Origin of the sequence: Pseudomonas sp. ADAK7 (assembly GCF_012935675.1) — a bacterium.
Classification (GTDB): domain Bacteria; phylum Pseudomonadota; class Gammaproteobacteria; order Pseudomonadales; family Pseudomonadaceae; genus Aquipseudomonas.
Map to the genome: position 1 here is coordinate 3,108,155 of NZ_CP052861.1, position 16,994 is coordinate 3,125,148.

The following is a 16,994-nucleotide window of genomic DNA, read 5'->3' on the forward strand; positions in this document are numbered from 1 at the left end:
GTCCTTTCTTATTCCAACTGGCAATAAACAAACTGCCGCAAAATGCGGCAGATTCGCAATTCAGCGAAGCGTTACAGTCGACCCAGATCATTGACCAGAGCAAGCAACATCACCCCGACCACCAAACTGATACCGATCTGTATCCCCCAACCCTGCACCCGATCTGACAAGGGGCGACCACGCACCCACTCGATCAGATAAAACAACAAATGCCCCCCATCCAGTACTGGAATGGGCAACAAATTCAGAACCCCCAGGCTAATACTCAGATAAGCAAGGAAATTCAGGAAATCAGCGACACCCGACTGGGCAGAAGCGCCCGCCACTTTAGCAATGGTTATCGGTCCACTCAAGTTTTTTACCGAGAGCTCGCCGAACAACATTTTCTTGAGCGAATCGAGGGTCAGTACACTCATGGTCCAGGTGCGTCGGGCACCCTCCCCAATCGCTGCCACCGGACCGTAGCTGACCTCGCGAATCATCTCTGGTGGCCAATCGACTGCTTTGACCCCGGCGCCCAGGTAACCTGTGGGTGCTTTGCTCCCGCCGCGGGCCGCCAGCGTCACAGGGACGTCGATTTGAGCACCATCGCGCTCGACGCGCAGCATGATTTTGGTATCAGGATGAATACGGACGGTATCGACCACTTGCTGCCAGTCATCCAGTGACTTGCCATCAAGCGCCAACAACCGGTCACCGGTCTTCAGGCCCGCGGCTTGCGCCGGCCCTTTCGAATCAAGTTCCGCCAGGATCGGCGGCAATGCCGGACGCCATGGGCGAATACCCAGCGAGCGAATCGGGTCTGGCTCATCGGCGCCCTTGAGCCAATGATCCAGCGCCAGCTCTCGCGGCGAATCGGCAGTAGAGCCCTGTTCACGCACCAGCAATTGCAAGGTACCGCTCTCGCCGAGGCGACGGACCAGTTGCAGGTTGACGGCGGCCCACCCGGAAGTCGGCTCGCCATCGATGGCAACGATTTCCTGATTCGGGCCCAAACCGGCCTTGGCCGCGATGCTGCCCGACTCGACCGCGCCGATAATCGGGCGCACCTGCTCACTGCCGAGCATGGCCAACACCCAGAAAAACACCATCGCCAGCAAGAAGTTGGCGATCGGACCCGCAGCAACAATGGCAATGCGCTGGCGCACGGACTTGCGATTGAAGGATTGATCAAGCTGATCGACCGGCACTTCGCCTTCGCGCTCGTCGAGCATCTTCACGTAGCCGCCCAGCGGAATGGCGGCCAGCACGAACTCGGTGCCTTGCTTGTCGTGCCAGCGCAGCAACGGCATGCCAAAGCCCACGGAGAAGCGCAGCACTTTAACCCCACAGCGACGCGCGACCCAGAAGTGGCCGAATTCGTGGAAGGTGACCAGCACGCCCAAGGCTATCAGGGTGCCGACAATCATATAGAGCGCGCTCATCTACTTTCTCCGCAATCCTATTCAGTGCTGCATTGGGCCAACGTACTGCAGCACTTATCGCCCGTGACGACTCAACCACTGTCCGGCCAGCACACGCGCCTTGGCGTCTGCGGTGAACACCGCCTCGAGATCACTCACCACAACCACAGGTTCGAGATTCAAGACTTCCTCGATGATACTCGCGATTTCCGGGTAACGAACCCGTCCGTCGAGAAAGGCCGCGACCGCCACTTCATTTGCCGCATTGAGCATGGCCGGCGCGCTATTGCCCGCCTCTGCCGCTTGCCGCGCCAGGCGCAGGCACGGGAAACGTTCTTCATCGGGAGCCTGGAAATCCAGGCGCGCAATGGCAAACAGATCCAGCGGGGCGACACCCGAGTCGATCCGCTCCGGCCAGGCCAGGGCGTTGGCAATCGGCGTGCGCATGTCCGGGTTGCCCAGCTGGGCCAATACCGAACCATCGATATAGTCGACCAGCGAGTGGATAACGCTCTGGGGATGAATCACCACTTCGACCTGGGAAGGCTTGGCATCGAATAGCCAGCACGCTTCGATCAGCTCGAGGCCCTTGTTCATCATGCTTGCCGAGTCGACCGAGATCTTGCGACCCATCGACCAGTTCGGGTGGGCGCAGGCTTGATCAGGCGTAACATGCGCCAATTCCGCCATCGGCGTCTGCCGGAACGGACCGCCAGAGGCTGTCAGTAAAATCCGACGTACGCCGACCGCACCCAGACCGCGCGCAAAATCGCTGGGCATGCACTGGAAAATCGCGTTGTGCTCGCTGTCGATCGGCAGCAACACCGAACCGCTTTTGCGCACAGCCTGCATAAACAAGGCGCCGGACATCACCAGCGCTTCCTTGTTGGCCAGCAGGATCTTCTTCCCCGCCTCGACTGCCGCCAGGGTCGGGCGCAAGCCCGCCGCACCGACGATGGCCGCCATGACCGCATCGACTTCAGGGTCGGCGGCGACCTGACACAGGCCCTCCTCCCCCACCAGCACTTGAGTCGTCAGGCCGGCAGCGCGCAAGTCGTCCTGCAGAACACGGGCAACACCCGCTTCAGGTACGACCGCAAACCGCGGCGTATGCCGCACGCACAGGGCCAGCAGCTCACTCAGCCGAGTAAAGCCGCTCAACGCGAACACCTGATAGCGCTCGGGATGACGCGCAATGACATCCAGGGTGCTCAGGCCAATCGAGCCCGTCGCCCCCAGGACGGTAATCTGCTGTGGGCGGCTCACGGTGCCGCCATCCACAACAACACCGCGAAGACCGGGATCGCTGCGGTCAGGCTGTCGATACGATCGAGCACGCCGCCGTGACCCGGCAGCAGATTACTGCTGTCCTTGATCCCGGACTGACGCTTGAACATGCTTTCGGTGAGGTCGCCCACCACCGAAATGAACACGATCAATGCCGCGCCTACCAGGCCCTTAAGCAGTTCCGCCACTGTCCAGTCGCGAACCAGGCCGACCACCAGCGTGATCACAAGGCTCAGGGCCAGGCCGCCATACACGCCTTCCCAGCTCTTGCCGGGGCTGACTTGCGGCGCCAGCTTGCGCTTGCCGAACTTGCGGCCGGAAAAGTACGCACCGATGTCGGCGCCCCAGACCAGCACCATGACCGCCATGATCAGCCAGTTGCCCAACGGGTACTGCTTGATCTGCACCAGACCTTGCCAGGCCGGCAGCAAAATCAGCAAGCCGATCACCAGTTTGCAAGCGGCACTGGCCCAGTGTTCACTCGTGCGCGGGTAAGTCAGTACCAAATAAGTCGCCACAGCCCACCAGAGCACCGAAGCGCCCAAGACCCAAGGCGCGAGCCCGGGAAGGATATGCATGACAAACAGCATCAATGCGACCACAGCCGCATAAGCAACGCGAATTGGCTGGGCAGTGAAACCTGCCAGGCGAGCCCACTCCCATGCACCCAGGGTCACGACCAGCCCGATGAACAGCGCAAAACCGGAGCCTTCGAGCAGAAAAAACCCACATAAGGCAATCGGCAGCAGGATCAGCGCAGTAATGATTCGTTGTTTAAGCATTAAACCCGGGCTCCAGACTCGATCTGCTCGCTCGTTTTACCGAAGCGGCGCTGACGAGAAGCGAAATCGGCCAGCGCGGTGCGCATGGCTTCGTGTTTGAAGTCCGGCCAGAACAGGTCGGAGAAGTACAGCTCGGTGTAAGCCAGCTGCCACAGCAGGAAATTGCTGATGCGGTGCTCACCGCCGGTACGAATGCACAAATCCGGCAACGGCAGATCACCGGTTACCAGACAGGTTTGCAGCAGTTCCGGGGTAATGTCTTCCGGGCGCAGATGCCCGGCCTGGACTTCCCGTGCCAGACGCTGCGCAGCTTGCGCGATATCCCACTGACCGCCGTAGTTGGCGGCGATCTGCAGGATAAAACGATTGGCGCCGGCGGTAATCGCCTCGGCTTCGCGCATGGCGGCTTGAAGCTCGGGGTGAAAACGCGAACGGTCGCCAATGATGCGCAGGCTGATGTTGTTGTCGTTGAGGCGCTTGGCCTCGCGACGCAACGCCTTGAAGAACAGGTCCATCAAGGCGCTGACCTCATCGGCCGGCCGCTGCCAGTTTTCACTGGAGAAGGCGAACAGGGTCAGCACCTCGACCTTGGCCTCGGCGCACACCTCGATCACCGCACGAACCGCATCCACACCCGCTTTATGCCCGGCGACACCCGGCATAAAGCGTTTTTTCGCCCAGCGATTGTTACCATCCATGATGATCGCGACATGGCGCGGCACCGCGGACGGCGCAGTCTGCTTGGTCTTATCCATGAAAACGCGACCCTTATACGGCCATCAGGTCCGCTTCTTTTTGCTTGGTCGCTGCGTCGATATCGGCCTCAGCCTTGTCGGTCAGCTTCTGGATATCAGCTGCGGCACGACGCTCTTCGTCTTCGCTGATTTCCTTGTCCTTGACCAGTTTCTTCAGGTCGCCAAGTGCATCACGACGAATATTGCGCACAGCAACACGAGCATCTTCAGCTGCGCTACGCGCCTGCTTGGTGAAGCCCTTGCGGGTTTCTTCAGTCAGGGCAGGCATGGAGATCAGCAGCAACTCGCCCAGGTTGGTCGGGTTGAGGTTCAAACCGGCACTTTGGATCGCTTTGTCGACTGCCGCGAGCATATTGCGCTCAAACGCCACGACCTGAAGGGTCCGGGAATCTTTTACGGTGATGTTGGCCACTTGGGTGATGGAAGTGTCTGTGCCGTAGTACGGCACCATCACGCTGCCCAGAATGCTTGGGTGAGCCTTGCCGGTACGAATCTGACCAAATGCATGGTTCAGAGAGTCCAGGGATTTCTGCATGCGCTCTTGAGCGTCTTTCTTGATTTCGTTGATCATTGTTGGCCTTCCTCGATCAGGGTCCCTTCAGCGCCGCCATGTACGATGTTCAGCAGGGCGCCGGGCTTGTTCATGTTAAATACGCGCAATGGCATCTTGTGGTCGCGGCACAGGCAAATGGCCGTCAGATCCATCACACCCAGCTTGCGATCCAGCACTTCATCGTAGGTCAGATGATCGAACTTCTCGGCATGCGGGTCTTTGAATGGGTCAGCGGTGTAGACGCCATCGACCTTGGTCGCCTTGAGCACGACATCGGCATCGATTTCGATTGCACGCAGGCAAGCTGCCGAATCCGTAGTGAAGAACGGATTGCCCGTACCGGCCGCGAAAATCACGACTTCCTTGGCGTTCAGGTGGCGCATGGCCTTGCGGCGATCGTAGTGATCGGTCACGCCAACCATGGAAATGGCCGACATCACGATGGCCGAGATATTGGCACGTTCCAGCGCGTCGCGCATGGCCAGGGCGTTCATAACAGTGGCCAGCATGCCCATGTGGTCACCGGTGACCCGATCCATGCCAGCCGCGCTCAGCGCTGCCCCACGGAACAGGTTGCCGCCGCCGATCACCAGACCGACCTGCACACCGATACCGACCAGTTGGCCGACTTCCAGCGCCATGCGATCCAGAACTTTCGGATCGATCCCGAACTCTTCCGAGCCCATCAAGGCCTCGCCGCTAAGCTTGAGTAGAATGCGTTTATAGCGAGCCTGATAACCACTGCCCTGCTGAGCCATTGCGAATCTCTCCTGCGGCGTATTTTAAAAAATTCTTTGCGAGCTGTTTACAGCTGGCGTTCACTCTAGCTTGGCGCTGCTTCAGCGCCATCGGAACATGGCTTTGTAAGCCAGTTCCAAGGGGAAACCAATAAAAATTGGTAGCCCATCTGAAAAGAGGCTGCGCGCGTAAGCGGGCAGCCTCTTCAGGGCGACAGTTAAAAAACCGTCTTATTGCTTGGCGGCAGCCAGCTGGGCAGCAACTTCTTCAGCGAAGTTGTCGACCGGCTTCTCGATGCCGTCGCCTACTTTGAAGTAGGTGAAGGAAACGATTTCAGCACCGGCTTTCTTGGCCAGTTCGCCAACCTTGATTTCAGGGTTCTTCACGAACGCCTGCTCAACCAGGGAAGCCTCAGCCAGGAACTTGCTGATACGGCCTTTGACCATGTTTTCAACAATGTTTTCTGGCTTGCCAGCGATCTTGTCGGCATTGAGGGTCAGGAACACGCCCTTCTCACGCTCAACCGCTTCAGCGGAAACTTCCGATGGCAGCAGGAATTCAGGGTTGGTCGCCGCTACGTGCATGGCGATGTCTTTGGCCAGCTCAACAGTGCCGCCTTTCAGGACAACTGCAACACCGATCTTGTTGCCGTGCAGGTAACCACCGACAACGTCACCTTCAACGCGTGCCAGGCGACGGATGTTGACGTTTTCGCCAACCTTGCCGACCAGTACCAGGCGAGCAGCTTCTTGAGCTTCGATCAGCGGAGCCACATCAGTCAGCTTGTCAGCGAATGCTTTTTCAACGCTGGAAGCAACGAATGCCTTGAAGTCGTCCTGCAGAGCCAGGAAGTCGGTCTGCGAGTTCACTTCCAGCAGAACGGCGGTTTTACCGTCTTCTTTCAGAGCGATCGCGCCTTCAGCAGCCACGTTGCCAGCTTTCTTGGCAGCCTTGATGGCGCCCGAAGCACGCATGTCATCAATGGCTTTTTCGATGTCGCCGCCGGCCTTGGTCAAGGCCTTTTTGCAATCCATCATGCCTTCGCCAGTACGCTCACGCAGTTCTTTAACCAACGCTGCAGTAATCTCTGCCATTTCAAAAATCCTCTTGGATAGGTTATCAACCATTCCACCCGATCGAACGGGCGTTCAATTCTTCCCGAATCACCCTTGTAGGCCGCTGCACGTTACAGAAGCTGTAGCTGCGCTGCCGACAAATGGTTTTCGAGGTGGCAAAAAGGGGGCCAAGCCCCCTTTTTGCTTACTGAGTCAACGCCAAGGCGTCAATTACTCAGCTGCTGCTACCGGAGCTTCTTCAACGAACTGCTCGGTGCCGCCAGCAACGTGGTTGCGACCGCGGATTACTGCGTCAGCCATCGAACCCATGTACAGCTGGATAGCGCGGATTGCGTCATCGTTGCCTGGGATGATGTAGTCAACGCCTTCCGGGCTGCTGTTGGTATCGACTACGCCGATAACCGGGATGCCCAGCTTGTTGGCTTCGGTGATCGCGATGCGCTCGTGATCAACGTCGATAACGAACAGTGCGTCTGGCAGACCGCCCATGTCCTTGATACCACCCAGGGAACGATCGAGCTTCTCAAGATCGCGAGTGCGCATCAGCGCTTCTTTCTTGGTCAGCTTGGCGAAAGTACCGTCTTCTGCTTGCACTTCAAGGTCACGCAGACGCTTGATGGAAGCACGGATGGTTTTGAAGTTGGTCAGCATGCCGCCCAACCAGCGGTGATCGACGTACGGCGAACCGCAACGTGCTGCTTCTTCAGCAACGATCTTGCCAGCGGAACGCTTGGTGCCAACGAACAGAATCTTGTTTTTGCCCTGGGCCAGGCGTTCTACGAAAGTCAGAGCTTCGTTGAACATTGGCAGGGTTTTTTCAAGGTTGATGATGTGGATCTTGTTACGCGCGCCGAAAATGTATTTACCCATTTTCGGGTTCCAGTAACGGGTTTGGTGACCGAAGTGCACACCGGCCTTCAGCATATCGCGCATGTTGACTTGGGACATGATAGTTCCTTAATAAGTCGGGTTTGGCCTCCACGTATCCCAATGACCAACCAGCAGCATCAGCTGAAGGCACCCAGGTCATCGTGTCGACACGTGTGTGGATTTAAGCCTCTCGGGGTATCCCCGGAAAGCGGCGCATTTTATATCACAGGGCTGCAAAAAACGGAACCCGGATTCTCAATTCCTGGCGCGCGCCTTTATCAGCGCCCTTGGAATCGCTCAAGAATGCGCCTATCTATAGAGAGAAGCGATGCACAGAGGCTCAGATTTGCGCTGATCGTCTGTTAGAATTGCGTTTTTCAGGGCCGCGAAGATAGATCGCGCAATGCCCATCCCGAATTAGTAAGCGCCATTGAGCGCAGAGAGAGCCTGTATGACCGTCACCCTCAAAACCCCCGAGGACATCGCAAAAATGCGGATCGCCGGCAAACTGGCCGCCGATGTGCTGGAAATGATTGCCGAACATGTCAAACCGGGCATCACCACCGAAGAGCTGGACCGCATCTGCCACGACTACATCGTCAACGAGCAGCAAGCCATCCCTGCCCCGCTCAACTATAAAGGCTTCCCGAAGTCGATCTGCACCTCGATCAACCACGTGGTCTGCCACGGCATCCCCAACGAGAAGCCGCTGAAGAATGGCGACACCGTGAATATCGACGTGACCGTGATCAAAGATGGCTACCACGGCGACACCAGCCGCATGTTCCACGTCGGCACCGTGCCGGTCTGGGCCGAGCGCCTGTCCCAGGTCACCCAGGAATGCATGTACAAGGCCATCGAAATCGTCAAACCCGGCTGCCGCCTGGGCGATATCGGTGAAGTGATCCAGAAGCACGCTGAAAAGAACGGCTTCTCGGTGGTTCGCGAGTTTTGCGGCCACGGCATCGGCAAGGTGTTCCACGAAGAGCCGCAGATCCTGCATTACGGCCGCGCCGGCACCGGCATGGAGCTGAAAGCAGGCATGACCTTTACCATCGAGCCGATGATCAACCAGGGCAAGGCCGACACCAAGGTCCTGGGCGACGGCTGGACCGCGATCACCAAGGACCGCAAGCTGTCCGCCCAGTGGGAACACACCCTGTTGGTGACCGACACCGGCTACGAGATCTTCACCCTGCGCGCCGATGACACCATCCCCCGCGTTTCGGCCTGATCGACCCACGTAGCTCATAGCCTTATAGAAAGGAAAGCCAATCGATGCCGCAGGTGGATCCAGAACTCTTCGACCGTGGCCAGTTCCAGGCTGAACTGGCCCTGAAGGCCAGCCCGATCGCGGCCTTCAAGAAGGCGATTCGCCAGGCCCGCGAGGTGCTCGACGGGCGCTTTCGCAGCGGCCGCGACATTCGCCGGCTGATCGAGGATCGCGCCTGGTTCGTCGATAACATCCTGCAAAAGGCCTGGGAGCAGTTCAACTGGAGCGAAGACGCCGACATCGCGCTGGTCGCGGTCGGCGGCTACGGTCGCGGCGAACTGCATCCTTATTCCGACATCGATCTGCTGATCCTGCTGGACAGCGCCGACCACGAAGTTTTCCGCGATTCCATTGAGCGTTTTCTGACGCTGTTGTGGGACATCGGCCTGGAGGTCGGTCAGAGCGTGCGCTCGGTGGACGAATGCGCCGTCGAGGCCCGCGCCGACCTCACGGTGGTCACCAACCTGATGGAAAGCCGCACCATCTGCGGCCCCGAGCGTTTGCGCCAGCGCATGCTCGACGTCACCAGCACCGCGCACATGTGGCCAAGCAAGGACTTCTTCCTGGCCAAGCGCGCCGAGCAGAAGGCCCGTCACCACAAGTACAACGACACTGAATACAACCTGGAACCCAACGTCAAAGGCTCGCCCGGCGGCCTTCGGGATATCCAGACGATTCTGTGGGTGGCCCGTCGCGAATACGGCACCCTGAACCTGCGGGCCCTGGCCGGTGAAGGCTTTCTGGTCGAGAGCGAAAACGCGCTGCTGGCCTCGTCCCAGGAATTCCTGTGGAAGGTCCGTTACGCCCTGCACATGCTCGCCGGGCGTTCCGAGGACCGCTTGCTGTTCGACCACCAGCGCTCCATCGCCGGGTTGCTGGGCTTCGAAGGCGACGACGCCAAGCAAGCTATCGAAAACTTCATGCAGCAGTATTACCGGGTGGTGATGAGCATCGCTCAGCTCAGCGACCTGATCATCCAGCACTTCGAGGAAGTCATCCTCGCGCCGGAAGACGAAGCGCCGCCGCAGCCGATCAATTCGCGGTTCCAGCTGCACGATGGCTACATCGAGGCGCGTAACAACAACGTGTTCCGCCGTACGCCGTTCGCCATGCTCGAAATCTTCGTGCTGATGGCCCAGCAGCCGGAAATCAAAGGCGTTCGCGCCGATACCATTCGTCTGCTGCGCGAGCACCGTCATTTGATCGACGATGACTTTCGCAATGACATCCGCAACACCAGCCTGTTCATCGAGCTGTTCAAGTGCAAGATCGGCATCCATCGCAACCTGCGGCGGATGAACCGTTACGGCATCCTCGGGCGCTATTTGCCGGAGTTCGGCTTTATTGTCGGGCAGATGCAGCATGACCTGTTCCACATCTATACGGTCGACGCCCACACCCTGAACCTGATCAAGCATCTGCGTAAGTTGCAGTACACCCAGGTGTCGGAAAAATTCCCGCTGGCCAGCAAGCTCATGGCCAAGCTGCCCAAGCCTGAGCTGATTTACCTGGCCGGCCTGTACCACGACATCGGCAAGGGCCGGCACGGCGATCATTCGGACATCGGCGCCGTTGATGCCGAAGCCTTTTGCCAGCGCCATCAGTTGCCGACGTGGGACAGCCGCCTGATTGTCTGGCTGGTGCAAAACCACCTGGTAATGTCGACCACCGCCCAGCGCAAGGACTTGTCCGACCCGCAGGTGATCCACGATTTCGCGCAGATCGTCGGCGATGAAACCCATCTTGATTACCTGTACGTACTGACCGTCGCCGACATCAACGCCACCAACCCGACGCTGTGGAATTCCTGGCGCGCCAGCCTGTTGCGCCAGCTCTACACCGAGACCAAGCGTGCCTTGCGCCGCGGCCTGGAAAACCCGGTGGATCGCGAAGAGCAGATCCGCCAGACCCAGAGCGCCGCCCTGGACATCCTGGTGCGCGGTGGCACCGATCCGGACGACGTCGAGCAGTTGTGGGCGCAACTGGGCGATGACTATTTCCTGCGCCATACCGCCGGCGACGTCGCCTGGCACAGTGACGCAATCCTGCAGCAACCGGCCGATGGCGGGCCGCTGGTGCTGATCAAGGAAACCACCCAGCGCGAATTCGAGGGCGGCACGCAGATCTTCATCTATGCGCCAGACCAGCATGACTTCTTCGCCGTGACCGTGGCGGCGATGGATCAGCTCAACCTGAACATTCATGACGCCCGGGTCATCACCTCCAGCAGCCAGTTCACCCTCGATACCTATATCGTGCTCGACACCGACGGCGACTCGATCGGCGACAACCCGACGCGGGTCAAGCAGATCCGCGAGGGCCTGACCGAAGCCCTGCGCAACCCGGACGACTACCCGACGATCATCCAGCGCCGCGTGCCGCGCCAGCTCAAGCATTTCGCGTTTGCGCCACAGGTAACGATCCACAACGATGCCCAACGTCCGGTGACCGTACTGGAGCTCAGCGCACCTGATCGCCCGGGCCTGCTGGCGCGGATCGGTACGATATTCCTGGAGTTCGACCTGTCGCTGCAGAACGCCAAGATCGCTACGTTGGGCGAGCGCGTGGAAGACGTGTTCTTCATCACCGACGCCAACAACCAGCCGTTGTCCGACCCGTTGCTGTGCAGCCGCTTGCAGGATGCGATCGTTGAGCAGTTGAGCGTCAGCCACGAACCCGAGATCAAACTGTCGCGCATCAGCATCTAGCCGCGCGCCAGGATTCAGCCGCTTTGAACGAGACCCCGCACCGATGAACAACGCACTGAACCAGTTGCAGCCCTACCCGTTCGAGAAGCTCCGCGCCCTGCTCGGCAGCGTCACGCCAAACCCGGACAAGCGCCCTGTCGCGCTGTCCATCGGCGAGCCGAAGCACCGTTCGCCCAGTTTCGTTGCCGAAGCCCTGGCCAGCAATCTGGATCAGATGGCCGTGTACCCGACCACCCTCGGCATCCCGGCCCTGCGTGAAGCCATCGCTGCCTGGTGCGAACGTCGTTTCAACGTCCCGAGCGGCTGGCTCGACCCGGCGCGCAACGTGCTGCCGGTCAACGGCACCCGTGAAGCGCTGTTTGCCTTCACCCAAACCGTGGTCAACCGCGGCGAAGATGCGCTGGTGGTCAGCCCGAACCCGTTCTATCAGATCTACGAAGGTGCCGCGTTCCTCGCCGGAGCCAAGCCGCATTACCTGCCTTGCCTGGACGAAAACGGCTTCAATCCGGATTTCGACGCCGTGTCGCCAGACATCTGGAAACGCTGCCAGATCCTGTTCCTGTGCTCACCGGGCAACCCGACTGGCGCACTGATTCCGCTCGACACCCTGAAAAAACTGATCGCCCTGGCCGACGAGTACGATTTCGTGATTGCCGCCGACGAGTGCTACAGCGAACTCTACTTCGACGAACAAACCCCGCCGCCGGGCCTGCTCAGTGCCTGCGTGGAACTGGGTCGCCAGGACTTCAAGCGCTGCGTGGTGTTCCACAGCCTGTCCAAGCGCTCCAACTTGCCGGGCCTGCGTTCGGGTTTTGTCGCCGGTGATGCCGATATCCTCAAGGGCTTTTTGCTCTATCGCACTTACCACGGCTGCGCGATGCCGGTTCAGACGCAACTGGCCAGCGTTGCTGCATGGAACGATGAAGTGCACGTGCGCGCCAACCGTGCGCTGTATCGCGAGAAGTACGATGCGGTGCTGGAAATCCTCAGCCCGGTGATGGACGTGCAGCGTCCAGACGGTGGTTTCTACTTGTGGCCGAACGTTGAAGGCGATGATGAGGCGTTCTGCCGGGATTTATTTGTGCAGGAACACGTGACAGTAGTGCCGGGTTCTTATCTGTCCCGAGACGTCGATGGCTTCAATCCAGGTGCCGGCCGCGTGCGCCTGGCACTCGTCGCGCCATTGGCGGAATGCATAGAAGCCGCAGAGCGGATTCGCGCGTTTATTACGAACAAGTCATAAGTCGTCGTTAATAAAAAACCCACACGGTGCAATGTCGTGTGGGTTTATTCATCTCAAGTAACAGCACCACTCATATTTAAACTTAACAACTTGGCGCCTCTCGCTTAGCCTTCACTCCATGCTAAATGCCCGAAATGACTCAGGCATCAGTCTTCATGTACATGGAAGTCCACAATGAACAACGCACTGCCCTGCCAGATTAAAGTAGCCGACGACATCAACGCCTCTTATGAGGTCGCCATTGCTGAAAACCCGGCAAATCGCGGCCCCACATCCGGGTCCCGCCGCAATAAGCGCGCGGCTGTCAAACATACGCACTTCTGGGCACCGGGCCGCACATTGCGCATCGCCTTTCTGAACGGTGATCAAGCCTTCAAGGATGCAACCATAGCTGCCGCAAATAACTGGCTGCCTCATGTCAATCTGAAGTTCGATTTCGTCGACGGTGAAACAGGCGACATCCGCATCAGTTGCACGCCCGGCACGTACTGGTCGACGGTTGGCACCGATGCCTTGTTGCAGGAAGAAGGCGCCACCATGGGCCTGTCACCGGACATGCGCATGCCGGCATTTTTTGCCGCGAATGTGATGCACGAATTTGGCCATGTGCTGGGCGCCCAACATGAGCACCAGCACCCCGAGGTAAACATTCCCTGGAACAAGCCCGCGCTCTACGAGGCGCATGGCGGGAATGCAGACGATTACGAAGAAGACGGGGAAGACGACGATTATTACGATTACGTGCGTGACCTCATTAAGCAACGTTACCTCAATCGCCTCGATGCCAACGAAGTCCGCCACTCGTCCTATGATCCGAAGTCGATCATGCACTACGCGATCCGTCAGGAATGGACCCATGGCGACTTCAAGATTGACCTGAACCTGGTGCTCAGTGAAAAGGACAAGGCGTTCATGGCCGAGGCCTATCCTTACCCCGATGCTATTTGACCTGGCCCAGGTTGGCCTCGCTTAAATCCAGCTCCCCCAGTACTTCGCGCAATACGTCATCACCAATCTGGTGATGACGACTCAAGCTGTACAACTCCAGGCGCTGCGCCCGCAGCGCCTTCAAGCGCAGACGGCGTTCCAGCAGATCCATCTGGAACGCCAGGGCCTGGGCTTCGGCGGAGTCATTGAAGACCTCAAGCTGATGACGGTATTCGGACATGATCCGCGCCTTGAGTTCAGCCGCCAACGCTGCTTCAGCCGCATCCGCCGGCTTGGCCTCTTCGACTTCCAGCGCATGAATCGCCGCTTCGGCAGTTTTGCGCCAGGCGTCGCGCACTTCATTGCGGCGCTTGTCGTCGGGACTTTTCTCGATGCCGCGCAATAACAGCGGCAAGGCGATGCACGCGGCAATCAGCGACAGCAGAATCACTCCTGCGGCGATGAAGATCAGCAGGTCGCGCTCGGGAAACCCCTCATCGCCCATCAACAGCGGCACCGACAGTACGCCCGCCAGGGTCACCGCGCCGCGCACACCACCGACCGTCAGCAACCAGCAGGAGCGCGCCGTAGGCACCAGCGTCAACTCACCCTTGCCCCGCCAGCGCCGCAGCAGGCCCGACATCCGCCACGTGCTCTGCACCCAGACAAACCGCAGCACCAGCAGCACCAGGAAAATCGCCACCACGTCCAGGCAGCGGTAGAGCAGCGTTGGCCACAACGAGGTTTCGTGGCTGGCCACGGCCTTGATGATGTCTGGCAACTGCAAGCCCAGTAGCAGGAAGATCAAGCCGTTGAAGGCGAATTCCAGCAATGACCAGACACTGCGATTGAGCAAGCGGGTGCTGGTCTGGCGCGGCAGCAGGTCAAGCCAGCTTTGCATCATCCCCGCCGCCACCGCCGACAAAATGCCCGAAGCACCGAGACGTTCGGCCAGCACATACGCGGCGAACGGCAGCAGCAACATGAACACCACGTGAGTCGCCGGGTCATCCCAGCCACGGGCAATCATCCAGGCACGCAAGCGGCCGACCAGCCAACTCAGCGCCACACCAATCGCCAGGCCGCCGACCGCCACCAGCACGAAGGTCAGACTGGCGTTGGCCAGGGAGAACACCCCGGTCACCGCGGCGGCCAGGGCGAATTTGAAGGTCACCAGTCCCGACGCGTCGTTCATCAACGCCTCGCCCTGCAGCATGTGCATCAGCGGCGTCGGCAGGCGGTTCTGGGAAATCGCCGAAACCGCCACGGCGTCAGTCGGCGACAACACCGCCGCTAACGCGAACGCCACCGGCAGTGGAATGCCTGGGATCAACCAATGAATGAAATACCCGGCGCCGACCACAGTGAACAACACCAAACCGACCGCCAAGGTCAGGATCGGTCCGCGCAACCGCCACAATTCACGCTTGGGCATGCGCCAGCCATCGGAAAACAACAGCGGCGGCAGGAACAGAAAGAGGAACAGCTCCGGGTCCAGCGCCACGTGCAATCCCAGCGTCGGCCAGGCCAGTAATGCCCCTGCGCCGATTTGCACCAGCGGTAATGGCAGCGGGATCACCCGTCCGATCAGGCGTGAAACGCCGACCAGCATCAACAGGATCAGGACGGTGTAGGCGGTCTGCATAAAGCGTTTTCCCAGGCAATCGACAGCATTGAAGTGCCATATTAGCCGCTTAGACTGGCGGCTGGCCGTTGCACGAATGTCGCATCGCCCACAAACACCGCAAAACCGGAAGGCCATGGCATAATCCGTCACCATTTTTTTCCAGCACCTGTAAAGGGGGCAATTCCTTGACCGTTTCAAGTAAAACGTTGCACCTTTTCGGCATCAAAGCCTGCGACACCATGAAAAAGGCGCGCAACTGGCTCGATGAACACGCTGTCAGCTATGACTTCCATGACTACAAAGCGGTCGGAATCGACCGTGAACACCTGACCCAATGGTGCGACGAGCACGGCTGGCAAGTGGTGTTGAACCGTGCAGGCACGACCTTTCGCAAACTCGACGACGAACGCAAAGCCGATCTCGACCAAGCGAAAGCCATCGAATTGATGCTCGCACAACCCTCGATGATCAAGCGCCCGGTGCTTGATCTCGGTGACCGAACCCTGATTGGCTTCAAGCCAGATATCTACGCGGCCGCACTCAAGTAAGGCAGCCCGTTCCTTTTTGTTAGAGGTCTCAACATGTCCAATTCTCTGTTCAGCCTGGCCTTCGGTGTCGGCACTCAAAACCGTCAAGGCGCCTGGCTGGAAGTGTTTTACGCACAGCCGCTGCTCAACCCATCGGCCGAACTGGTCGCGGCCATTGCGCCAGTGCTGGGTTATACCGATGGCAACCAGGCCATCGCATTCACCACCGCTCAGGCCTCGCAATTGGCTGAAGCGCTGAAAAGCGTCGACGCTGCTCAAGCTGCGTTGCTGACCCGTCTGGCCGAGAGCCACAAGCCGCTGGTCGCGACCATTCTGGCTGAAGACGCCCAATTGACTTCCACGCCTGAGGCTTACCTCAAGCTGCACCTGCTGTCCCATCGCCTGGTCAAGCCGCACGGCCTGAACCTGGCTGGCGTGTTCCCGTTGCTGCCGAACGTCGCCTGGACCAGCCAGGGTGCGATCGACCTGGCCGAGTTGGCCGAGCATCAACTGGAAGCCCGCCTGCGCGGCGAGCTGCTGGAAGTGTTCTCGGTGGACAAGTTCCCGAAAATGACCGACTACGTGGTGCCGGCCGGCGTGCGTATCGCTGACGCGGCACGCATCCGCCTCGGAGCCTACGTGGGCGAAGGCACCACCGTAATGCACGAAGGTTTCGTCAACTTCAACGCCGGCACCGAAGGCCCGGGCATGATCGAAGGTCGCGTTTCGGCTGGCGTGTTCGTCGGCAAGGGCTCGGACCTGGGCGGCGGTTGCTCGACCATGGGCACCCTGTCGGGCGGCGGCAACATCGTGATCAAGGTCGGCGAAGGCTGCCTGATCGGCGCCAACGCCGGTATCGGTATCCCGTTGGGCGACCGCAACACCGTTGAATCGGGCCTGTACGTGACCGCTGGCACCAAGGTTGCGCTGCTGGACGAGCACAACAAACTGGTCAAAGTCGTGAAGGCCCGTGAACTGGCCGGTCAACCTGACCTGTTGTTCCGCCGCAATTCGGAAACCGGTGCCGTGGAATGCAAAACCCACAAATCGGCCATCGAACTGAACGAAGCGCTGCACGCTCACAACTAAGCAAAACGCACCTGTACTTTGTAGGAGCGAGGCTTGCCCGCGAAGCTTTTGGCGTCCTTAAGGGCCCTTTCGCGAGCAAGCTTCACTCCTACACGGTCAGGGGTACACCCCGCCCATGTTTAACAGGGCCCGATAG

At 59.3% G+C, this 16,994-nt stretch carries 15 protein-coding genes; 6 read left to right on the forward strand and 9 right to left on the reverse strand.

Going from position 1 to position 16,994, the window contains the following annotated elements; translation table 11 throughout:
- Positions 1 to 71: 71 nt before the first annotated feature.
- The 8 genes from rseP to rpsB form a co-directional block, all read right to left on the reverse strand.
- Positions 72 to 1,424 carry a sigma E protease regulator RseP gene (rseP, locus tag HKK53_RS14550; RefSeq protein WP_169371392.1) on the reverse strand — a complete coding sequence of 451 codons (1,353 nt, stop codon included), beginning with the start codon at positions 1,422 to 1,424 and terminating at the stop codon, positions 72 to 74.
- 54 nt (positions 1,425 to 1,478) lie between these two features.
- Positions 1,479 to 2,669 (reverse strand): 1-deoxy-D-xylulose-5-phosphate reductoisomerase, encoded by a 1,191-nt coding sequence (gene ispC / locus HKK53_RS14555; protein WP_169371393.1) that lies wholly within the window; start codon positions 2,667 to 2,669, stop codon positions 1,479 to 1,481.
- Entirely contained in the window at positions 2,666 to 3,472 is an 807-nt protein-coding gene (locus HKK53_RS14560; RefSeq protein ID WP_169371394.1) for a phosphatidate cytidylyltransferase, read from the reverse strand. Before HKK53_RS14560 ends, ispC begins: the two co-directional genes overlap by 4 nt.
- Positions 3,472 to 4,227 (reverse strand): polyprenyl diphosphate synthase, encoded by a 756-nt coding sequence (gene uppS, locus HKK53_RS14565; RefSeq protein WP_133837242.1) that lies wholly within the window; start codon positions 4,225 to 4,227, stop codon positions 3,472 to 3,474. The genes HKK53_RS14560 and uppS overlap by 1 nt, the downstream gene beginning before the upstream one ends.
- A 13-nt stretch (positions 4,228 to 4,240) precedes the next feature.
- Entirely contained in the window at positions 4,241 to 4,798 is a 558-nt protein-coding gene (gene frr / locus HKK53_RS14570; protein ID WP_007949335.1) for a ribosome recycling factor, read from the reverse strand.
- Positions 4,795 to 5,538 carry a UMP kinase gene (pyrH, locus tag HKK53_RS14575; protein WP_003172271.1) on the reverse strand — a complete coding sequence of 248 codons (744 nt, stop codon included), beginning with the start codon at positions 5,536 to 5,538 and terminating at the stop codon, positions 4,795 to 4,797. Before pyrH ends, frr begins: the two co-directional genes overlap by 4 nt.
- Before the next feature lie 210 nt (positions 5,539 to 5,748).
- Complete coding sequence (gene tsf / locus HKK53_RS14580; RefSeq protein WP_123405753.1) at positions 5,749 to 6,612, reverse strand: translation elongation factor Ts; 864 nt, start codon at positions 6,610 to 6,612, stop codon at positions 5,749 to 5,751.
- Positions 6,613 to 6,804: 192 nt separating this feature from the next.
- Entirely contained in the window at positions 6,805 to 7,542 is a 738-nt protein-coding gene (gene rpsB, locus HKK53_RS14585; RefSeq protein WP_003219330.1) for a 30S ribosomal protein S2, read from the reverse strand.
- Positions 7,543 to 7,915: 373 nt separating this feature from the next.
- On the opposite strand from rpsB, the gene map reads away from it, so the two are divergent.
- From map to HKK53_RS14605, 4 genes are all read left to right on the forward strand, one after another.
- Positions 7,916 to 8,698, forward strand: a complete 783-nt coding sequence (gene map, locus HKK53_RS14590) for a type I methionyl aminopeptidase (RefSeq protein ID WP_123508101.1) — start codon at positions 7,916 to 7,918, stop codon at positions 8,696 to 8,698.
- Between the two features lie 44 nt (positions 8,699 to 8,742).
- On the forward strand, positions 8,743 to 11,445 hold the full coding sequence (locus HKK53_RS14595; protein WP_169371395.1) for a [protein-PII] uridylyltransferase: 2,703 nt from the start codon (positions 8,743 to 8,745) through the stop codon (positions 11,443 to 11,445).
- A gap of 43 nt (positions 11,446 to 11,488) precedes the next feature.
- Positions 11,489 to 12,688 carry a succinyldiaminopimelate transaminase gene (gene dapC / locus HKK53_RS14600; protein WP_169371396.1) on the forward strand — a complete coding sequence of 400 codons (1,200 nt, stop codon included), beginning with the start codon at positions 11,489 to 11,491 and terminating at the stop codon, positions 12,686 to 12,688.
- A 174-nt stretch (positions 12,689 to 12,862) separates the two neighbouring features.
- Positions 12,863 to 13,636 carry a hypothetical protein gene (locus HKK53_RS14605; RefSeq protein ID WP_169371397.1) on the forward strand — a complete coding sequence of 258 codons (774 nt, stop codon included), beginning with the start codon at positions 12,863 to 12,865 and terminating at the stop codon, positions 13,634 to 13,636.
- Here HKK53_RS14605 and HKK53_RS14610 read toward each other — a convergent pair.
- Complete coding sequence (locus HKK53_RS14610; RefSeq protein WP_169371398.1) at positions 13,629 to 15,260, reverse strand: Na+/H+ antiporter; 1,632 nt, start codon at positions 15,258 to 15,260, stop codon at positions 13,629 to 13,631. The two genes, HKK53_RS14605 and HKK53_RS14610, sit on opposite strands and share 8 nt — an antisense overlap.
- Positions 15,261 to 15,427: 167 nt before the next feature.
- Here HKK53_RS14610 and HKK53_RS14615 point away from each other — a divergent pair, with 167 nt between their 5' ends.
- Positions 15,428 to 15,790 carry an ArsC family reductase gene (locus tag HKK53_RS14615; protein ID WP_429513803.1) on the forward strand — a complete coding sequence of 121 codons (363 nt, stop codon included), beginning with the start codon at positions 15,428 to 15,430 and terminating at the stop codon, positions 15,788 to 15,790.
- Between the two features lie 33 nt (positions 15,791 to 15,823).
- A complete protein-coding gene (gene dapD / locus HKK53_RS14620; protein WP_169371399.1) occupies positions 15,824 to 16,858 on the forward strand; it encodes a 2,3,4,5-tetrahydropyridine-2,6-dicarboxylate N-succinyltransferase in 1,035 nt (344 codons plus the stop codon).
- Positions 16,859 to 16,994 lie beyond the last annotated feature (136 nt).

Coding starts and splice junctions, on each gene's coding strand:
- rseP (WP_169371392.1), bottom strand. CDS start 1,424: ATGAGCGCGCTCTATATGATTGTCGGCACCCTGATAGCCTTGGGCGTG.
- HKK53_RS14560 (WP_169371394.1), bottom strand. CDS start 3,472: ATGCTTAAACAACGAATCATTACTGCGCTGATCCTGCTGCCGATTGCC.
- uppS (WP_133837242.1), bottom strand. CDS start 4,227: ATGGATAAGACCAAGCAGACTGCGCCGTCCGCGGTGCCGCGCCATGTC.
- frr (WP_007949335.1), bottom strand. CDS start 4,798: ATGATCAACGAAATCAAGAAAGACGCTCAAGAGCGCATGCAGAAATCC.
- pyrH (WP_003172271.1), bottom strand. CDS start 5,538: ATGGCTCAGCAGGGCAGTGGTTATCAGGCTCGCTATAAACGCATTCTA.
- tsf (WP_123405753.1), bottom strand. CDS start 6,612: ATGGCAGAGATTACTGCAGCGTTGGTTAAAGAACTGCGTGAGCGTACT.
- rpsB (WP_003219330.1), bottom strand. CDS start 7,542: ATGTCCCAAGTCAACATGCGCGATATGCTGAAGGCCGGTGTGCACTTC.
- map (WP_123508101.1), top strand. CDS start 7,916: ATGACCGTCACCCTCAAAACCCCCGAGGACATCGCAAAAATGCGGATC.
- HKK53_RS14595 (WP_169371395.1), top strand. CDS start 8,743: ATGCCGCAGGTGGATCCAGAACTCTTCGACCGTGGCCAGTTCCAGGCT.
- dapC (WP_169371396.1), top strand. CDS start 11,489: ATGAACAACGCACTGAACCAGTTGCAGCCCTACCCGTTCGAGAAGCTC.
- HKK53_RS14605 (WP_169371397.1), top strand. CDS start 12,863: ATGAACAACGCACTGCCCTGCCAGATTAAAGTAGCCGACGACATCAAC.
- HKK53_RS14610 (WP_169371398.1), bottom strand. CDS start 15,260: ATGCAGACCGCCTACACCGTCCTGATCCTGTTGATGCTGGTCGGCGTT.
- dapD (WP_169371399.1), top strand. CDS start 15,824: ATGTCCAATTCTCTGTTCAGCCTGGCCTTCGGTGTCGGCACTCAAAAC.